Source organism: Mesorhizobium sp. BH1-1-4 (assembly GCF_020165665.1).
Lineage (GTDB): Bacteria > Pseudomonadota > Alphaproteobacteria > Rhizobiales > Rhizobiaceae > Mesorhizobium.
This window is the reverse complement of sequence record NZ_JAIUIN010000030.1, coordinates 22,689-40,520: the sequence shown is the minus strand read 5'-3', so window position 1 is coordinate 40,520 and position 17,832 is coordinate 22,689. Positions and strand designations below refer to the sequence as shown.

20 protein-coding genes and 1 tRNA gene are annotated in these 17,832 nt (G+C 62.5%); 7 read left to right on the top strand and 14 right to left on the bottom strand.

The annotated features are described in order from the left end of the window. Nucleotides 1-62 precede the first annotated feature (62 nt). Together LB569_RS29230 and LB569_RS29225 are read left to right on the top strand one after the other, a co-directional pair. On the top strand, nt 63-497 hold the full coding sequence (locus LB569_RS29230) for a hypothetical protein (RefSeq protein WP_224695044.1): 435 nt from the start codon (nt 63-65) through the stop codon (nt 495-497). Further along, nucleotides 497-1,447 carry a sterol desaturase family protein gene (locus LB569_RS29225; protein WP_224695043.1) on the top strand — a complete coding sequence of 317 codons (951 nt, stop codon included), beginning with the start codon at nt 497-499 and terminating at the stop codon, nt 1,445-1,447. The genes LB569_RS29230 and LB569_RS29225 overlap by 1 nt, the downstream gene beginning before the upstream one ends. A 39-nt stretch (nt 1,448-1,486) precedes the next feature. Here the strand turns inward: LB569_RS29225 and LB569_RS29220 are convergent, their stop codons facing one another. The 5 genes from LB569_RS29220 to LB569_RS29200 form a co-directional block, all read right to left on the bottom strand. After that, a complete protein-coding gene (locus LB569_RS29220) occupies nt 1,487-1,783 on the bottom strand; it encodes a type II toxin-antitoxin system RelE/ParE family toxin (RefSeq protein ID WP_318013147.1) in 297 nt (98 codons plus the stop codon). After that, entirely contained in the window at nt 1,780-2,055 is a 276-nt protein-coding gene (locus LB569_RS29215) for a type II toxin-antitoxin system ParD family antitoxin (protein ID WP_224695042.1), read from the bottom strand. The genes LB569_RS29220 and LB569_RS29215 overlap by 4 nt, the downstream gene beginning before the upstream one ends. A gap of 72 nt (nt 2,056-2,127) precedes the next feature. Next, a complete protein-coding gene (gene trmFO / locus LB569_RS29210; RefSeq protein ID WP_224695041.1) occupies nt 2,128-3,540 on the bottom strand; it encodes a methylenetetrahydrofolate--tRNA-(uracil(54)-C(5))-methyltransferase (FADH(2)-oxidizing) TrmFO in 1,413 nt (470 codons plus the stop codon). 565 nt (nt 3,541-4,105) lie between these two features. Then, on the bottom strand, nt 4,106-4,246 hold the full coding sequence (locus tag LB569_RS29205; protein ID WP_065005581.1) for a DUF1127 domain-containing protein: 141 nt from the start codon (nt 4,244-4,246) through the stop codon (nt 4,106-4,108). Between the two features lie 49 nt (nt 4,247-4,295). Continuing rightward, on the bottom strand, nt 4,296-4,436 hold the full coding sequence (locus LB569_RS29200; protein WP_013531315.1) for a DUF1127 domain-containing protein: 141 nt from the start codon (nt 4,434-4,436) through the stop codon (nt 4,296-4,298). Between the two features lie 232 nt (nt 4,437-4,668). Here LB569_RS29200 and LB569_RS29195 point away from each other — a divergent pair, with 232 nt between their 5' ends. Together LB569_RS29195 and LB569_RS29190 are read left to right on the top strand one after the other, a co-directional pair. Further along, entirely contained in the window at nt 4,669-5,787 is a 1,119-nt protein-coding gene (locus LB569_RS29195; RefSeq protein ID WP_224695040.1) for a DUF2157 domain-containing protein, read from the top strand. Continuing rightward, complete coding sequence (locus LB569_RS29190) at nt 5,784-6,368, top strand: GDYXXLXY domain-containing protein (protein ID WP_224695039.1); 585 nt, start codon at nt 5,784-5,786, stop codon at nt 6,366-6,368. The genes LB569_RS29195 and LB569_RS29190 overlap by 4 nt, the downstream gene beginning before the upstream one ends. A 95-nt stretch (nt 6,369-6,463) precedes the next feature. Here the strand turns inward: LB569_RS29190 and LB569_RS29185 are convergent. Beyond that, nucleotides 6,464-6,546 (bottom strand) — tRNA-Leu (locus LB569_RS29185). Between the two features lie 358 nt (nt 6,547-6,904). Between LB569_RS29185 and tig the strand changes: the two genes are divergently transcribed. Together tig and LB569_RS29175 are read left to right on the top strand one after the other, a co-directional pair. Next, nucleotides 6,905-8,389, top strand: a complete 1,485-nt coding sequence (gene tig / locus LB569_RS29180; protein WP_224695038.1) for a trigger factor — start codon at nt 6,905-6,907, stop codon at nt 8,387-8,389. 152 nt (nt 8,390-8,541) lie between these two features. Further along, nucleotides 8,542-9,066, top strand: coding sequence for a hypothetical protein (locus tag LB569_RS29175; RefSeq protein ID WP_224695037.1), 525 nt, complete (start codon nt 8,542-8,544; stop codon nt 9,064-9,066). A 47-nt stretch (nt 9,067-9,113) separates the two neighbouring features. Here the strand turns inward: LB569_RS29175 and LB569_RS29170 are convergent, their stop codons facing one another. The 8 genes from LB569_RS29170 to radC all read right to left on the bottom strand — a co-directional run bounded on the left by LB569_RS29170 (nt 9,114) and on the right by radC (nt 17,189). After that, nucleotides 9,114-10,430, bottom strand: coding sequence for a M20 family metallopeptidase (locus tag LB569_RS29170; protein WP_224695036.1), 1,317 nt, complete (start codon nt 10,428-10,430; stop codon nt 9,114-9,116). Beyond that, complete coding sequence (locus LB569_RS29165) at nt 10,430-11,389, bottom strand: ABC transporter permease (RefSeq protein ID WP_140701592.1); 960 nt, start codon at nt 11,387-11,389, stop codon at nt 10,430-10,432. Before LB569_RS29165 ends, LB569_RS29170 begins: the two co-directional genes overlap by 1 nt. Further along, complete coding sequence (locus LB569_RS29160) at nt 11,386-12,333, bottom strand: ABC transporter permease (RefSeq protein WP_224535096.1); 948 nt, start codon at nt 12,331-12,333, stop codon at nt 11,386-11,388. The genes LB569_RS29165 and LB569_RS29160 overlap by 4 nt, the downstream gene beginning before the upstream one ends. A 47-nt stretch (nt 12,334-12,380) precedes the next feature. Next, nucleotides 12,381-13,367, bottom strand: a complete 987-nt coding sequence (locus tag LB569_RS29155; RefSeq protein ID WP_224695035.1) for an autoinducer 2 ABC transporter substrate-binding protein — start codon at nt 13,365-13,367, stop codon at nt 12,381-12,383. 34 nt (nt 13,368-13,401) lie between these two features. Continuing rightward, nucleotides 13,402-14,172, bottom strand: a complete 771-nt coding sequence (locus tag LB569_RS29150) for an ATP-binding cassette domain-containing protein (protein WP_224695034.1) — start codon at nt 14,170-14,172, stop codon at nt 13,402-13,404. 36 nt (nt 14,173-14,208) lie between these two features. Next, nucleotides 14,209-14,985, bottom strand: coding sequence for a glutamine amidotransferase (locus LB569_RS29145; protein ID WP_224695033.1), 777 nt, complete (start codon nt 14,983-14,985; stop codon nt 14,209-14,211). A gap of 60 nt (nt 14,986-15,045) precedes the next feature. Beyond that, complete coding sequence (locus tag LB569_RS29140; RefSeq protein ID WP_224695032.1) at nt 15,046-16,233, bottom strand: carbohydrate kinase family protein; 1,188 nt, start codon at nt 16,231-16,233, stop codon at nt 15,046-15,048. A 194-nt stretch (nt 16,234-16,427) separates the two neighbouring features. Next, nucleotides 16,428-17,189 carry a RadC family protein gene (gene radC / locus LB569_RS29135; protein ID WP_224695031.1) on the bottom strand — a complete coding sequence of 254 codons (762 nt, stop codon included), beginning with the start codon at nt 17,187-17,189 and terminating at the stop codon, nt 16,428-16,430. 248 nt (nt 17,190-17,437) lie between these two features. Here radC and LB569_RS29130 point away from each other — a divergent pair, with 248 nt between their 5' ends. Next, entirely contained in the window at nt 17,438-17,821 is a 384-nt protein-coding gene (locus LB569_RS29130) for a hypothetical protein (protein WP_224695030.1), read from the top strand. The last annotated feature ends 11 nt before the right edge of the window (nt 17,822-17,832 follow it).

Here is a 17,832-nt window from a genome sequence, read left to right as displayed (position 1 = left end):
TAAGCATCGCCGCGCGGAACCGTTGCTTGAGACAACGGGCCGGTCGGAGGAGATGCCTGTCCATGAGCTTGCCCGTGCTTGTCGCGATCGTCGTGCTTGGCATCGCGCTGTCGGTCGCCGCGGTGCATTTCACCGGCGGCAGCCGCAAGGCAAGGCTCGCCGACGCGCTTCAGGCACGCGAACGTTTTGCGCAGGATTATCCGGATGAAGAGGCAACAGCCGTCCGGCTCACGTCCGACGGTCAGGCCGCTTTCCTGGAGTTGGGGAGAGGGCGTCTCGGCATCGTTCAGGCCATAGGCGATTGTTTCCTGACCCGTGTCGTCACACCTGGTGATGTCGCGGCGCTGACCTCGGACGCCGCCAACGCCATCACTTTGCGGCTTGCCGATTTCACCTGGAAGGGCGGCCGCTTCACCTTCGCCGACGCCGGCGACGCAAAAGCGGTGCTGGCCGGGCTTCAGCCGCAAACACTGGGTGGCGCCAGGGAGGCCGCGTGATGGACAGCTATGATTTTCCGCAGGTCACCCAGCTGGCCATTCCGTTTTTCGTCGCGGCGATCCTGATCGAACTCTGGCTGGTGCGCACCGGCCGCGCGAAGGGCTCGTTCGAGACGCGCGACACCCTGACCAGCCTGATGATGGGGACGGGCAATGTCGTTGCCGGGCTGCTGCTTGGCGTCGTCTCCTATTGGGCGCTGCTGTGGCTGTGGCAGTTCCGCGCCTTCAATCTCGGCCTGTCGGTGTGGGTGTTCCTGGCCGCCTTCCTGCTCGATGATTTGCGCTACTACGTCTATCACCGCATCGCGCACCGGGTGCGCTGGGTGTGGGCCGAGCACGTCAACCACCATTCCAGCCAGCACTACAATCTGTCGACGGCGCTCAGGCAGAGCTGGACTGGCCTGTTCACCTTCATGTTCGTGCTGCAAGCGCCGCTGGTGCTGCTCGGCTTTCACCCGGCGGTGATTGCCTTCACCTTCGGCTTCAACCTCGTCTGGCAATTCTGGATCCACACCGAGACGATCGGCAAGATGTGGGGCTGGTTCGAGTTCATCTTCAACACGCCGTCACACCACCGCGTCCACCACGCCACCAATCCGCGCTATCTCGACGCCAATTATGCCGGCACGCTGATCATCTGGGACCGCATGTTCGGCACCTTCGTCGAGGAGCTGGAAGAAGATCGGCCGCGCTACGGGATCGTCAAGAACCTGGGCACCTTCAACCCGCTGAAGGTGGCGTTCCACGAATGGATCGGCATGTTCAGGGACGCGTTTGCGCCCGGCCTGACTGTGGGCGAACGGCTCAACTATCTGATCAAGCCGCCGGGCTGGAGCCATGATGGCTCGCGCGATACGTCGGAGAGCTTGAAGGCGGCGTATGTGCGGAGAAATCCGGGAGAATCGGGTAAGCCGGGGTTGCCGTTTGCCGGCACGGAACCGGCAGAATAGCAGTTCCTCAGGATGGCTCGCTTGATCCGCCATCGCGCATCATCGTTTCAAAGTCGCGGCCGCCGTAGAAGGTGTTGACGATGCGCACGAGATCATTGTCGACGACGTATGCGATAATGGCGGAGTTTTCGAACGGGTTCGCAGGCCCGGCACGATGTCATCACGGGACCGGCCACCGCGAGGCGCATTGCCTATGCTTTGGCAGCGGAGTTCGATGCGATCGACGAATTTAATGGTGACTTGCTGGCTTCCGCTCTGATTGAAGATGTAGCTGGCTATCGAACCCAGATCCGCGATCGCTTCTTCACTAAGAATGACGGCGAGACGCTGGATCATCGCTCTCCCGCCAACCCCGAGATTCGTTTTCTTACTCTCTCGATCGCTTCATCCAATGGAACGCCCGGTCTCGTGTCTTCGATCGAAGCTTTCACGCGGGCTCGGATGGCGGCCATACGCTCGGCATGTTCTTCTTCTTCGCGCTGGAAGGCGCGAAGAGCGGCGCGGATGACCTCGCTTGCCGAGCCGAAAGAACCATCCTCGACCTTTTCGCGGATCATACGCGCCATGGCGGGCGTGACGGTGATGGATAGTTTCTCGGCGGATTCCATGACCGGGGCTCCAAACATTAAGTAGGATACTATCCTACTTTGGCTTCAAACCCAACCAAAGAGGCTGGACCGCTACTCCGCTGCCTGAGCCGTCTCCGCCGGCAACCCCAGCCACTGTCGACAGTCATTCCGCGCGCGCGACGTGATCGCATGCCGTTTGGCTACGGTCTTGTCCTTACCGCGCAGGCGCTTGCCTTCGACTTTCTGTGCTTCCACTGGCGGGAACAGGCCGAAATTGACGTTCATCGGCTGGAAGGATCGCTTGCCCGGCTCGTCGTCGGAAACGATATGGCCGCCGGTGATGTGGTTGAGCAGCGCGCCGAAGGCGGTGGTGAGCGGCGGCAGGGACGGTGCATGGCCGAGCCGCTCGGCCGCGGCGAAGCGGCCGGCGAGCAGGCCGATCGCCGCACTTTCGACATAGCCCTCGCAGCCGGTGATCTGGCCGGCAAAACGCAGGCCGGGCCGCGACTTCAGCTGCAGCGAGGCGTCGAGTAGGGCCGGCGAGTTAATGTAGGTGTTGCGGTGCAAGCCGCCCAGCCGTGCGAAATCGGCGTTTTCCAGGCCCGGAATGGTGCGGAACACGCGTACCTGCTCGGCGTGCTTCAGCTTGGTCTGGAAGCCGACCATGTTGTAGAGCGTGCCCAGCGCGTTGTCCTGGCGCAACTGCACCACGGCATAGGCCTTCACCGTCGGGTTGTGGGCGTTGGTCAGGCCCATCGGTTTCATCGGCCCGTAGCGCAGCGTCTCGACGCCGCGTTCGGCCATGATCTCGATCGGCAGGCAGCCGTCGAAATAGGGCGTGCCTTCCCACTGCTTGAATTCGGTCTTCTGGCCCTCGATCAGCGCCTGCACGAAGGCGAGATATTGGTCCTTGTCCATGGGGCAGTTGATGTAGTCCTTTCCGGTGCCGCCAGGGCCGACCTTGTCGTAGCGCGACTGGAACCAGCAGGTATCCATGTCGATCGTGTCGAAATGGATGATCGGCGCGATGGCGTCGAAGAAGGCCAGCGCATCGGCGCCGGTCGCTTCGGCGATCGACTGGGCCAACCCGGGCGCGGTCAAGGGTCCGGTGGCGATGATCGTCTGATCCCAGTCCGCCGGCGGCAGGCCGGGAACCTCCTCGCGCTCAATGGTGATCAGCGGGTGCGCTTCGAGCTTTTTGGTCACCGCGTCGGAAAAACCGTCGCGGTCGACGGCAAGCGCGCCGCCGGCCGGCACCTGGTTGGCGTCGCCGGCGCTCATGATCAACGAACCGGCCAGCCGCATCTCGGCATGCAGCAGGCCAACGGCGTTGTTCTCGGCGTCGTCCGAGCGGAAGGAGTTGGAACAGACCAGCTCGGCCAAGCCATCAGTCTTGTGGGCGTCGGTGCCGCGAACCGGGCGCATTTCATGCAAGATGACGGGAACGCCGGCCTCGGCCGCCTGCCATGCGGCTTCGGAACCGGCGAGACCACCGCCGACGATATGGATTGGATTTTTGCTCATGGTCGCCGGAATAATCGCTTGGCGTCGCGATTGCAATTGTCGCGCGGCGGTAACGCGAACCCTGGTCGGGAGAGCCTGTCCCTGAAAACAACAACACCCGCCGGGGGAGGAGGTCCGGCGGGTGTCGTTTTTGGGGCCGATCCTCGGGAGGAGGTGAAGATCGACCGTATTCGTCATCGCCGGGGAGGAGGTCGGCTCAGACGAAATTCCTTTCGCCATTTAAAGAGGGCGAAACCTCTGGGGCAAAATACCTTTTGCCGGGGGAAACAACGCCCGCCGCGGGAGGAGGTGCGGCGGGCGCCGTTTGTGTGGCCAACCCTCGGGAGGAGGTGAAGGTCGGGCCTATTCGTCATCGCCGGGGAGGAGGTCGGCTTTGACGAAATTCTTTTCGCCTGACTAAGAGGGGCAAAACCTCTGGGGCAAAATTGCTTTTGCCGGGGGAAACAGCGCCCGCCGCGGGAGGAGGTGCGGCGGGCGCCGTTTTGGTGGTCAACCCTTGGGAGGAGGTAAGGGCTGACCGTATTCGTCGGGGTCGGGGAGGAGGTCGACCCGGACGAAATTCAGTTTAGATCGCCTTGCGGGCGATGATCTTGATTTCGTCGCGGACGATACCGAGATCATGCAGCTGGCGGTTCGAAAGGCGACCCAGCTCGGTAACCGTCTCGCGATAAACGCGCCAGTTACGATAGTTGCGGATCAGGTTCATTGTCGTTCTCTTTTTCAAAACTGGTTCGGACCATTCGCGGTCCGAAGAATTAGACCGCCTTGCGAGCGACGTAAGGAATGTCGCTGCGGCTAATGCCGAGGTCGGTCAGTTCACGGTTGCTCAGGCGGCTCAGCTCGGACACGGTGTCCCGGTAGCGGCGCCAGTTGCGGTAGTTGCGGATCAGGTTCATGGTAGTCTCGTTTCGTCTTTCTTGCGGATCATTCCGTTTGTGTACGAACCATAAATAAGGGGACCCATATCGATTTAAAAGCGCTATGGCTGCATGGCAGCAATGCAAATTGTGCAATGCAACATTAACGCGGCTTCACGGACCTGACATAAAGAAGCCAGAATCAGAAAGTGCCGTGACGTCAACGGTTTGGCTGTGTCGGCTAAAAGACGACCAGGGTGGGGAAGAAGACATGGCGGGCTACTCAGCGCGGGTCAGGGCCGACATCGGGCGATGGCAACAGGCCGGGCTGATCGATGCCTCGACGGCTGACCTGCTGAGGCGCGACGTCGAGGTCAACGCACGCCAGTCGCTCAGCTTCGGTTCCATCCTCGCAATGATGGCGGCGCTGCTCTTTGGAGCGGCCATCCTGATCTTCGTCGCCGCCAATTGGGAAGCGATCCCGCGGCTGGCGCGGGTGGCAGCACTCTTTGCGGTCATTCTGGGCGGCTATGCCGGCGGCGCGGTGCTGAAGACACGCGACCATGCGGCGATCGGCGAAGCGTTGTGGATCGTGGCGGCGGCGGCGTTCGGCGGGTCGATCGCGCTGATCGGCCAGATGTATCATTTGTCCGGCGACGAGGCTTCGGCGCTGGTCACCTGGGGCGTGGGCACGGCGCTGGCGGCGGCGGCGCTGCGCTCCAACCCGCTGACCGTGGCGGCGGTCGGCATCGCCGACGCCTGGCTGTTCCTGAAAGGCTTCGACTATTACAGCCGCAGCGACTTTCCGCATGCCTTCCTCGTCATGGCGATCGTGCTGTTTGTCCTATCGTTCTGGACCCGAAGCCAGCCGGCACGGCACCTGATCATCCTGTCGCTGCTCTTCTATCTCGTGCTGTTGGCCACGGATCAGGCGACGCTGCCGGTGGCGATCCCGCTGGTCGTTGCCTCTGTCGTGCTTTTCTCGGCGGGCGTCCTTGTACCGGAACGGGTCGACAGGATCGTGCAGCTTGGGGGCCGCTTGCCGTTGCACGCATTGCTCGGCTTCCTCACCGGCCTGGCCGTCATCCAGTTCGAACTGGCCGACGAACGCACCTACAACAGCGGTTTCACCCTTGCCTCGGTCGTAGCCCTGGCGGGCATCGTTGCGGCAATCGTGTTCGCGGGGCGCGAGAGCCGGGGGCTACGCTGGCTCGCCTATCTCGGCTTCGCCTTCGAACTCGCCACGATTTATGTGGTGACCCTGCAATCCATGCTCGACACAGCCGGTTTCCTCCTCGCCGCCGCGGTGCTGCTCGGCATTCTGGCAATCGTCATCATCCGCGTCGAAAAACGCATGAAGGATCCAGCCACGGGAGGAGCCACGGCATGATGACCGGGAAGAGGCTTGTTATCTCGGCGCTGGTGCTGGCGGTCGTCCAGATCGGCTTCCTGAGCTGGATCATCGCCGGCCGGGCGGCGATCCTGCGCAACGGCAAGGAAGTGCTGCTGAAGATCGAACCCGTCGATCCGCGTGACCTGCTGCGCGGCGACTATATTGTCCTCGGCTACGACATTTCGCGCATACCGGTGAAAATGATCGCCAACATCCCCGCCGACAAATTCTCCAGCGACGATAGCTCGATCGTGGTTCGGCTGAAGAAGGGCGTCGATGGCTACTGGACGCCGACCACTGCCTGGTTCGGCAAGGCGGCGACGCCGGCCGCTGCCGATGAGGCCGACATTTCGGGCCATGTCGCCGCCGGTTGGGATCTGCGCGGCGAAGGCATGACGATCGCGCCGGACTATGGGATCGAACGTTTCTACCTGCCCGAGGGCCAGGGGCTGGCGATCCAGAATGACATGCGGGTGCGTCCGTTCGGAATCAAGCTGGCGTTGGCCAGCGACGGCACGGCGCAGATCAAAGCGCTGGTCGACGGCGACAAGACGCTGTTCGAGGAACCGCTTTATTAGATTGAGGCGCCGGTCCTCCTTCGCCAAGGCTTCGGAGGACACCTTCGGCTGCGTGCCTGAGGTGGCCTGCCACCCGAAGCTCGAAGAGCGAAGGGTGGTGCGGGTAGAGGGACTCGAACCCCCACGATCTCTCGCCAGAACCTAAATCTGGTGCGTCTACCAGTTCCGCCATACCCGCATGATCCGGCAATCCCATGTAGCCATCATTCTGTCAATGTCGGAGACAAGATGTCGGGCAAGGGCCGAATGTGGTTATTCGCCTAAGCGCGAAGACTGTTGAAAATTAGGCTCGCCTGTGACAAAAGGCGTGTCAAATGTGACGGAACGCGACGATCCGCTTCTACAAGATGTGATAAGAAGTAGGAAAAACAAGAACTTATTCACATTTTGGAACGCAGTTTGGGAGAGTTTGAGCCGTATTTCCGGTCAAATCGCCAGGTTCCGTACCGAAAGCCATTCCCGGCAAGAATTACCGGCAGGCTGTGAACGGCAGGGAGCCGTTTGGCAGCCTCATTGGTGAAAACAAAGGTTTTACGATGCAGGTCACCGAAACACTCAATTCCGGTCTCAAGCGCGAGATCAAGATCACCGTGCCGGCCGGTGACATGGAAGCCAAGCTGATGGCCCGGCTGTCAGATGCGCGCAACAAGGTCCGCATCAATGGCTTCCGTCCGGGCAAGGTGCCGGTGCAGCACCTGCGCAAGGTCTATGGCAAGTCGTTCATGGCCGAGGTCGTCAACGAGATCCTCAACGATTCGACCCGCTCCATCATCACCGGGCGCGGCGAAAAGGCCGCCATGCAGCCCGAGGTCATCATGACCGAGGACGAGAAGGAAGCCGAGAAGATCCTGGCCGGCGGCGTCGATTTCGAATTTCGCCTCAACTACGAGGTCATTCCGGCCATCGAGATCAAGGATTTCTCCGACATCAAGGTGACGCGCCAGGTGTTCGACGTTCCGGATTCGGAAATCGACGACCAGGTCAAGCGCGTCGCCGAATCGGCGCGCAGCTACGAGCCGAAGACCGGCAAGGCCGCTGAAGGCGACCGCGTCTCGATCGACTATCTCGGCAAGATCGACGGCGAGGCTTTCGCTGGCGGCGCCGGCACCGACCAACCGCTGGTGCTGGGCTCCAAGGAGTTCATTCCGGGCTTCGAGGATCAGCTCGTCGGCACCAAGGCCGGTGACGAGAAGCAGGTCACCGTGACTTTCCCGGAAAACTACCAGGCCGCGCATCTGGCCGGCAAGGAAGCGACTTTCGACGTTACCGTCAAGGAAGTGTCGAAGCCTGGCGAACTGGAAATCAACGACGAGACCGCCAAGAACCTCGGCCTGGAATCGCTGGACAAGCTGCGTGAGATCGTGCGTGGCCAGATCGAAAACCAGTTCGGCTCGATGACGCGCCAGAAGGTCAAGCGCCAGCTGCTCGATCAGCTCGACGCGGCCTATTCGTTCGAAGCGCCGTCGAAGCTCGTCGAGGCGGAATTCAACAACATCTGGGCGCAGGTCAACCGCGACCTGGAAGCCGCCGGCCGCACCTTCGCCGACGAAGAGACGACCGAGGAAGAGGCGCGCGCCGAATACATGCGCCTCGCCGAGCGCCGCGTGCGCCTCGGCCTGGTGCTGGCCGAGATCGGCGAGAAGGCCGGTGTCATGGTATCGGACGAGGAACTGCAGCGCGGCCTGTTCGAGCAGGTTCGCCGCTTCCCGGCCAATCAGCAGCAGGAAGCCTTCGAATTCTACCGCGGCAACCCCGAGGCGCTGAACGCGCTCAGGGCGCCGATGTTCGAGGAAAAGGTGGTCGATCACCTGCTCGGCCAGATTTCGGTCACCGACGTCAAGGTCAGCAAGGAAGAGCTGATGGCCGACGACGAGGAGGCCGATACCGCGACCAAGGCGAAGCCTGCGAAGAAGGTGGCCGCCAAGAAGGCCGAAGCCAAGGCGAGCGAAGCCGCCGACGACGCGGAAGAGCCGAAGAAGAAGGCCGCGCCGAAGAAAAAAGCGGCCAAGGACGCCGAATAAGTCCGCATATTCCAATGAATTCCTAAAGGCCGCCTCCGGGCGGCCTTTTTCGTTGCGAAACTGCAACATCGGATTGGCTTGTGATGGGTGCCAGTGGCGATACGAAGCCTTGATCATTATCTGGTTGATTGAAAGACCAGAGGTAATTGGCGATGTCGTTGCGGGTGTTCGTGGAACTGAGGCGCGCTGCCGCCACAGGGTTTTTCCTGGCCTTGGCCTGCGGCGCTGCCGGGGCAGGCACGGACAATTGGCGTTTCGACACCGGCAATGACGGCCTCGTCACCGCGTCGGTCTATGCCACCAACAAGCTGATCACCGGCGGCGGCGCGCTGAGCTACAGCCCGGTGCTGACCATTGCCTGCCGGGCGGACGGCGAGCCCGCCTGGACCGAATGGCTGCAATTGAACGACGCGGTCTCGGCCAGCCGGAAAATCACCATGTCGGTCGCCATCGACGGTTCCGGCAAATTCGACGAGAGCTGGTCCGTCGGCACACGCGGCAGGGTGCTGATGCGCGACGGTGCCGATGGCATCAAGCGCCTCGTTCCGGCAAACCGCCTGCTGCTGTCATGGCGCTTCGGGCTGTTGTCCGGGCGCGGTCAGGCCGATTTCGACCTCGCCGGTTTCGGCGAGGCGGTCAACCAGATTGCCGGCAGCTGCAAAACCGATCCGCCCTGATTTTTCGAAAAGCCGCAGCCTGTCGGGCCATCGCCACTGGGGTGGCTCTAGCGGCACCATTTCTCGACGGCGAGCGCGATCGCCTTCGTGCAGTCGACGAGATCGCGTACCGGAACACGTTCATTCGGCTGGTGTGCCTGCGCCGGATCGCCCGGGCCGAAGTTGACGGTCGGCGTGTTGCCGAGACCGGTCGGCAAGCCGATGTCGCTGTGCGCGCCAAAGCCGCTGAGGACCGGCGACAAATTGGCCTGCTCGACCGCCTGCCGGAAGACGCCGACGAATGGATTGTCCGACGGGATTTCGGCGCAGTCGGCGTCGAGGATCCATTCGACGCGGGCAGGGTGCTTTCGCAGATAAGGGTCCGCCTGACAGACATTGGCGATATGCTCTTCGATCTCGCGTTTGACGTTGCCGCCCAGCTTGAATTCGTCATGCTCGCTTGGCAGGTACTGCGCGTCGATGATGATCTCGCCGCGGCCCGCCATCGAGGAGGGGTGTTCGCCGGCATTGATCTGGGTGACGATGATCTGGTTGGGCAGGTCCATCAGCGGATGATTCTTCCTGGGGTCGAACATCCAGCGCCGGTTGAGGATGTCGATGCCGTCGAGGATCTGCCGGCAAAGCTGCACGGCATCGACCGGGCCACTCGAATACCAGGCGTTCGGCGTCAGTTCGGCATGGCCGCCAATGCCGTCGATGATGATCTTGCCCCAAAGGATCCCGTGACAGAGGGGAGCGATCTTGTTCGCCGTCGGTTCGGTCATGATACCGGCATCGGCGCGAAAGCCGCGATCGACCATGGCAAGCGAACCCATGCCGCCGATTTCCTCGTCGACGACGGTGGTGAAAACGACGTCGCCGGACAGGGGAACTTCGAGTTCCCTGAGGATCTCCACCGCCATCAGCATGCAGGCGACGCCGCCTTTCATGTCGACGGTGCCGCGGCCATGCAGGAATCCATCCTTGAGAACGGGCTGGAAGGGGTCGGTTGCCCAGTGTCCGGCGGCGCCTGGCGGGACGACGTCGATATGGCCGGTCAGCATGATGGAACGACCGCCGCCAGTGCCCTTCAAGACGCCGCCGAGATTGGGCCTGCCGTCGAACGTCCTGCCTTTGTTGGCGCCGGCGCGCCCCTTGTATTTTTCGTAGAGCGCGGGGCCGTCCGGATCCCAGAGATCGGTCGTAAAGCCCAGCGCCTCGATGCGCTTCTGCAGATAGAGCTGGCAATCGCGCTCGCCGGGACCTGCATCCTTCGGGTTGGATTTCACGATCGAAGGGAAGGCGACGAGATCGCTCAGCGTTTCGACGATGCGATCGGCCGCTGCCTCGACGCGCGCGGCGATGGTCTCTTCCATGGAAGGCATTATGATCTCCAACGTTGGGAAAGCCGGTCGGCAAGCAGGACGAACACCAGAAGGGCGCCGACGATCCCCACCTGCCAGACCGTGTTGATGTTCAATTGCAAGAGGCCGGTCTTCAGCGTGACCAGCAGCAGAACAGCCGCGAACACACCACCGACGCCGCCGCGCCCCCCGGTGATGACGATGCCGCCGAGCATTGCGGCGGTCAGCGATTCGAGTTCGAGGTTCTGGCCGATATTGGGCCTGCCGCTGCCCAGCCAGGCGATCGAGACGAGGCCTGCGGCACCGGCAAGGGCACCGCTCAGCACATAGAGAATGAAGCGAACGCGCTCGACCGGGATGCCGACCAGTTTGGCCGAGCGTTCATTGAAACCCATGGCATAGATCCAGCGGCCCCAGGCGGTCGCCATCAGCACCAGGCCGGCAAGCGCGAAGCACGGGATGGCGAGTGTGAGGAAGGGAACGGGAATGCCCAGGAAAACCCCACGGCCCCACAGAAGCAGCCATGCGGGCACCCCCGCCTGCGCCGCGCCGCCGGTGACGGCAAGCGCGACGCCTGAATAGACGAAGAAGGTGCCGAGCGTGGCGATGAAGGGAAGAAGGGCGAGACCGTTGACCAGCCACCCGTTCATCGCACCGAGCAGTGCGCCGGCCAGGATGCAGATGACCGGCAACAGAACAGGCGGCAATCCAAGCTTCAGACAAAGCATGGCGATGATTGCCGAGAGCGAGACCGCACCGCCGACAGACAGATCTATGCCCGTTCCGCCGGCCAGGATGACCAGCCCTTGTCCGAGGCCGACCAGAGCGAGGATCGTCGAGAACTGCAGGATGGTGGTGACGGTGCCGAGATTGAAAACCGATGGTTTTAGCGCCAGCAGGCCCAGGATCACGATGAGCCAAAGTCCGCACAGCAAGGCGAGGGTCAGGGCAGGACCCTGCAGGTTCCGAAGCGTTTTCATGCGCGGGCTCGCTGGAACCGGGCCAGAGGGAGGCGGTTGGAGACGGCTTCGAAGCCGAGCACGCCAAGGATGAGAACGCCAGTGACGACGGGCTGCCAGAGCGAGGGAATACCGATCAGAAGCAGTCCGTTTTGCAGAATTCTGAGCAACAACACCCCAAGCACCGTGCCGATCAGGCTGCATCGCCCGCCCAATATGCTGGTGCCGCCGAGAATGACCGCCGCTATTGCATCGAGTGCCAGCGTGCTGCCGATCGTCATTTCGACATTGCGGTATGTGGCGACGTAAAAAGTGGCGGCGATGCCGGTGAGGACACCGCTGATGACGAAGGTCGCGAAGCGTATCTTGACCACCGGGATTCCCGACAGCCGCGCCTTCTCTTCCGAATTGCCGATTGCCAGCAGGTGCAATCCATAGGGCGTGCGCCGCAACGCCAGCCATACGGCGAGATAGGCAACGGCTATGGCGAAGGCCGCGACGGGGATCCCCAACACAGTGGTTGAGAGAAGATCGGTGAGGCTCGAAGGCAGGCCGGAGAGCCATTGCCCGCCAAGCAGGACGAAGACGGCGGTGCGGTAGACGCCCAGCAGGCCAAGCGTTCCGACGATCGCCGGAACGCGGCCGAGAACGACCACCGCGGCCGTCACGCAGCCCAGCACCGCGCCGGCCATGGGACCCGCGACGATCGCCAGGAACGGGCTGCCATCGGCGCCGAGTATGCGCCCGATGGCAATGGCGGCGAGGCCCATGACGATACCGATCGAGACATCGATACCGCCCATGGCCAGAAGCAAGGTCATGCCAAGGCCGATCAACAGCAGTTCGACGCTGTTGCGCAGCACGGTCACCGCATTGCCCGAGGTGGCATAATGCGGCGATGCGACGGAGAAGATGGTGATCGCCAGCAGGCAGGCGACAAGCAGGGACCACTCCCGCCCGTTCATGGAGAAGATACCGTTTCCAGACCGTCGCACCGTATTCATGTCAGGGCTCAGAAGTTGAACTTGTCGACATTGTCCTTGGTGAAGACGGCTGGCGGGCCGAGCAGAAGAATGCCCTTCGCGGCATCATAGGTGGCGGGCTTTTCCAGGCCGGCGATGTTGTTCTCGGCCTCGAAGCTCTTGCCATCGATCAGCTGCTTGCCGGCCCAGACCGTGAGATAGCCGAGCTGTTCGGGATCCCACAGCACGGTGAAGCTGAAGGCGCCGCTCTTCAGGTAGGATCGCGCGGTGTTGGGGCTGCAATAGCCGGCGCCGATGACCGAGCCGATCTTGCCCGCGGTTTCGATCGCCTGGGCGACGCCCGGGCAAGTCGAGGAGGCAACGGCGATGATGGCCTTGATGTCGGGATTGGCGGCCATGAGGTCGCCCGAGATCTGCGCGGCGCGCTCGGCAGTGCCGCCGGCAAATTGCGGAGCCAGCAGCTTCAGCTTCGGATATTTGGCGGTTGCCTCCTTCTGCATGAAGCCGATCCAGGCGTTCAAATTGGATGCCGTGGCTTCGCCCGAGACGATGCCTATCGTCGCGTCCTCGCCGACGCGCTTGACGAGTTCGTCGATGATCGTCGTGCCGAGGCCTTCGTCGGTAGCCTGGGCCACATAGACCGCGCGGCCGCTGTCGGGCGCGTCGCTGTCGCTGGTGAACAGTTTTATGTCCTTGGCCTTGGCACTCTCGACCACGGGAGCGATGCTGGAGGCATCGAGCACGCTGACCGAGATCGCTTCGACGCCCTGGTCGATCAGGTTCTGCACGATCTGCAACTGATCGACCGGATTGGTGTCGACAGGGCCGGAATAGATGAAGTCGACACCGAGATCCTTGGCGGCGCGATTGCCGCCGGCTTCCATGGCGTTGAAATAGGGAATGCCGATCAGCTGCGGGACGAAGGCGACCTTGTGCTTGTCGGCCGCATGCGCCGCCGTGGCAACGGCGAGCGACAATGCCGAGGCGGCGAGCACTTTCCTTAGATGTGAAAGCATTGTGGTTTTGATCCTCTCTGGAATGACGTGCGTTTCAGTTTGTTTTTTCGAGCGCCCGCACGTCGGGATGGGCGCCTGTTATGAGCGATACGACTTCCTCGTGATTGGTCTCGGCGGCCAGCCGTTCGGCCACCTTGCGGCCGCGTCGGAAGACGACGATGCGGTCGGCGACTTCGAACACTTCGGAAATGTTGTGGCTGATGAGGACGACGGCGCAGCCGCGCGCGGCAAGCCGCCGCGTCAACGCCAGCACCTTGCGGGTCTCGGCGACGGCAAGGGCTGCCGTCGGTTCGTCCATGATGACCAGTTTGGCGTTCAGATTGAGCGCACGGCAGATGGCGACGGCCTGGCGCTGGCCGCCAGACAGGCTGCCGACCGGCGCTTCGGGGTCGGAAATGTGGGCGTCTAACTCTTGCAGCAGCCCATCGACGCGCTGGCGCATCTCGCCGCGCTTCAGAAAGGGGATGCCCAAAATGGAGCGTTTCAATTCACGGCCGAGAAAGACGTTCTCGGCGATCGACAGGTTCTCGGAAAGCGCCAGTTCCTGGAAAATCGTCGCGATTCCCGATGCGGCCGCATCCTTGGGCGAGGAGAAGGCCACCGGATTGCCTTCGATGATGATCTCGCCCTCGCTCGGCGGATGGGCGCCCGCCAGGATCTTGATGAAGGTCGATTTGCCCGCGCCATTGTCGCCGAGCAGCGCCAGCACTTCGCCGGAGCGGACTTCTAGGTCGACATTGGCGAGCGCCGTCAGCGCGCCGAAGCGCTTGGCGATGTTCCTGGCGACAAGAAACGGTGCTGTCATGGCGGGTTCCCAGCGGTTGCTGATCGGGTTGAGTGGCTAGATGGTCTTGCTCACCCAGCGCAGCACATTGGTCCAAAGCCTGGCATAGCCGGGCCATTCGACGAAACTGTTCGGCAGCCAGTGCGGCCCGATATCCGACGTCCAGACCAGCGTGCGCCCCTCGCCATGGCGCCCGGTAACCAGCAGCGGATGACCGCCCTGGTCCCGCGGCAACCGCGCCAGCACCTCGACATCATCCCGGTCGCGGGTAACGACCTCGTTGGCGCCGAGAAGAATGGGCCATTCACCGTCGATGCCGGCAAACAGCGGATGATCCCTGGGGCCGGTGATCTCGGGCCGGAAGCCCTCCGGGATTTCGAGCCGGTCGTCATTGGGAAGGCAGGTTACCGGCAGCGCATCCTCCACGGCCGTGCGATGCCAGCGGGCCTTACCGTCAATGCCCTGGAAGCTGAAATAGCCGCCGATCATGACCAGCCCACCGCCGGCTTGCGTCCAGTCGCGAAGAAGCTTGAGCCGGTTGGGAACGGTCTTGCCGTGCAGCCAGACGTCAGGATGCAGCAGCAGCGAATTCGCGCCGATATCGGACAGGATGATCGCCCTGTATTGCGACAGGCCTTCCATGGTGAAAGGCAGCTTTTCGACGGCTTCGTGGGCCGGCATGTATTCGAGATCGAATTCGCTGTCCTTCAGGGCGTTGACCAAAGGTGTCGCGCCGAGATGGAAGGTGACGCTGCCGAACTGGTCGAAACCCTTGTAGTGGGTGGCCGAACTCATCCAGCTCTCGCCGACCAGAAGGACTTTCGCTTTCGTCATGATCATGTTTCTCCCGATATTGCCTGGTGTGGGATACTTTCATCCCGGTAAGGTATCGATTTAGCTTGCCATCACGTCATTCGCTAAAGCGGTGGCCTTCAATGTCGTGAAGTCGGCGATGTACCCTTGAGCGCCCTCGACGGTGGTCGTCAGGCTGGCGCCGATCGCCGCGTAGCGGGCCGCTGTTTCCAGCGATGCGCCATGCAGCCATAGACTGAGGAAGATGCCGGCGAAGCTGTCGCCGGCACCGGTCGCGTCGACCCGGTTGACGGGCAGCGCCGGGACCTCGATACGCGGTCCGCCCGTCGACGGAAAGACGACCGCGCCGAACTCGCCAAGGGTGAGCACGACCGTTCCCCGCGGCTTGACGCGCGACAGGATCAGCCGCACCTCTTCGATCATGGTCGCCACACCGGTGCGAAAGCCGAAAATCTCGCGCATCATGACGTCGTTGATGAAGGTCAGGTCGATCTGCCTGATCATCCGCGCAAAGACTTCGGGCGTCCGCGCGCTCCTGGGCAGACCGGCGGAATGCAGGCTCACTTTCCATCCGGCTTGATGAAAGCGCTCGATGGAGGCGGTCATCGTGTCATAATGAAAGCCTTCGATGTGCAGGCAGGCCGGGCGTAGCTCGGGTTTGATCTCCAGATTGGCGGTCAGGTCGACTTCGCCCAGTTCGAACGGTTCGCTGATGATGGTGCGGCTGCCGTTGCGTTCGATGATGACGATCGCCTGCGAAAGCCGGTTGTTGGGCGTGCTGCGGATCGGCAAGGCGTGGACGCCCAGTTTCGAAAGCGCGCCAAGCGCCCAGTCGCTCTCCGCGTCCTGGCCGACCGCCGTCGCCAGTTCCACGTCGAGCGCATAGGGCGCCCCGACGCCCGCGGCGGCAACCGCAAGGTTGGCCGCAGGGCCGCCCAGCGCTTTTTCGATATGGCTTGCCGTGATCCGGTCGTCGCGATGAGGCAGCACGTCGACGCGGCACAGGAAGTCGACGCTCACCCGGCCCGCCACCAGAAGCCTCGGCAAATGGTCGAGATTCTTCAGCCGCTGCGGCGGGCGGCCGGGCAGGGAGCGTGCAAAGGAACTCGGCCGGTACATCAAGGCGGCGATCGCCTTCTCGATGCGGTCCCGCGTGCCGTCCTTCAGCCCGGCTGTGCCATTGATGAAGTTCGAAACCGTGCCGATGGAGACACCGGCCGTTCGTGCGACATCCGCTATGGTCGGGCGCTTGCGTTGCAACTGCGTCATCCAATTGAAGCGTTTCAAACCGTAACAGCGGAAATGCCTGCCCTCAACGAAATCATCTTTCAAAAAACTGGATGGGCCGCTTCCTCTGTGGAAGATTGATCCGCAAAACAAGCGATATCAGGATCGTCCTTTCCAAGATTGAACGATTTTCAAATTCCGGCCAAGACGTCACCCGCCGTGGCGGGACCCTGGATCTAGATCAGCAGCAGGCCCTTCATGCTGGCGTATCCTTTCCGCCCGATGATGATGTGGTCGTGCACGGAAATGCCCAGCCGCTTGGCGGCTTCGATGATCTCTTTCGTCATCTCGATATCGGCGCGCGACGGCGTCGGGTCGCCCGAGGGATGATTGTGGACCAGGATGATCGCTGTCGCCGACAGTTCGAGCGCGCGCTTGACCACTTCGCGGGGATAGACCGGCGTGTGGTCGACCGTGCCTGTCTGCTGCACCTCGTCCGATATCAGTGCGTTCTTCTTGTCCAGGAACAGGATGCGGAACTGCTCGCGCGCCTCGAACGCCATGGCCGAGCGGCAATAGTCGAGAAGCTGCTGCCATGAGGCCAGGACCTCGCGGCCCTGAACCTCGCCGCGCGCCATGCGCTGTGCCGTTGCCGCAACCACCTTCAGGTCGAACGCCACCACCGGACCGATGCCCTTGATCTCCTGCAGAAGGCCAACGGGCGCGCCGAGCACTTCGGCCAAGGTGCCGAAGCGGGCCAGCAGCGCCTTGGCGACCGGCTTGGTGTCGGCGCGCGGGATCAGGCGGAAGAGCAGGAGTTCCAGAAGCTCATAGTCGGGCAAGGCATCCGGACCGGCCGACGCAAAGCGCTCGCGCAGACGATCGCGATGGCCGAGATAATGGGGCTTTTCGGCTGGGGCGGGCTTTGCCTTCGCGGCTTGCCGGATCGGCACTTCGGAGAAGAAACCGCGCTCGTCGTCGTCGCCTTGTCTCGCCATGTACCGCCCATATCCAGCCCGGAGCCGAGCAATGATCGCTGATCCCCACGAAATACTAGGACGGCGGGCGGGGGCGGTCGAGGTCTTTTCGGCGCTGCCAATCAAGCAATAACCGTCAAGAGGCTGGGGCCGCTCCCAGTCGGCGGCAGGGAATGAGTAGCCTCCGCCTTCGACGCAATGTTGGGCAATGGGGCGCGTGCAAGCTCTCGGTGTCGTCACTGACAACGCCACATTAGGAGACAACCAAGATGCCCAGGCTCATTCGTATCCTGCTGTCCGCCGGGCTGCTTCTTGGCTTCGCCCCGGCAATGGCTGCCCCGATGATCGATGCCGGACCCGCCGTTAGCCGCCCGGATCAGCACTTTCCGATCCATGTCATCCAGTACGATCATCCCTGCACTGACGGCCGTTACAGCGACGGGAGGCCGCATGATTGCCGCGAGATCCTGCGCATGCTGGATCACCGCGAGCGTTATCGGGAAAGGCACCGGAACTACGCGCGCGAACGCTACGATCCCTGCACGGATGGCAGGGTCAGCGATGGCCGTCCGCGCAGTTGCCGGGAAATAATGCGCTGGTTCCGAGACCAGGACGAGGACGAGGACTGGCGGCCACGCCAACACTGGAAATAGGCGCGAAACAG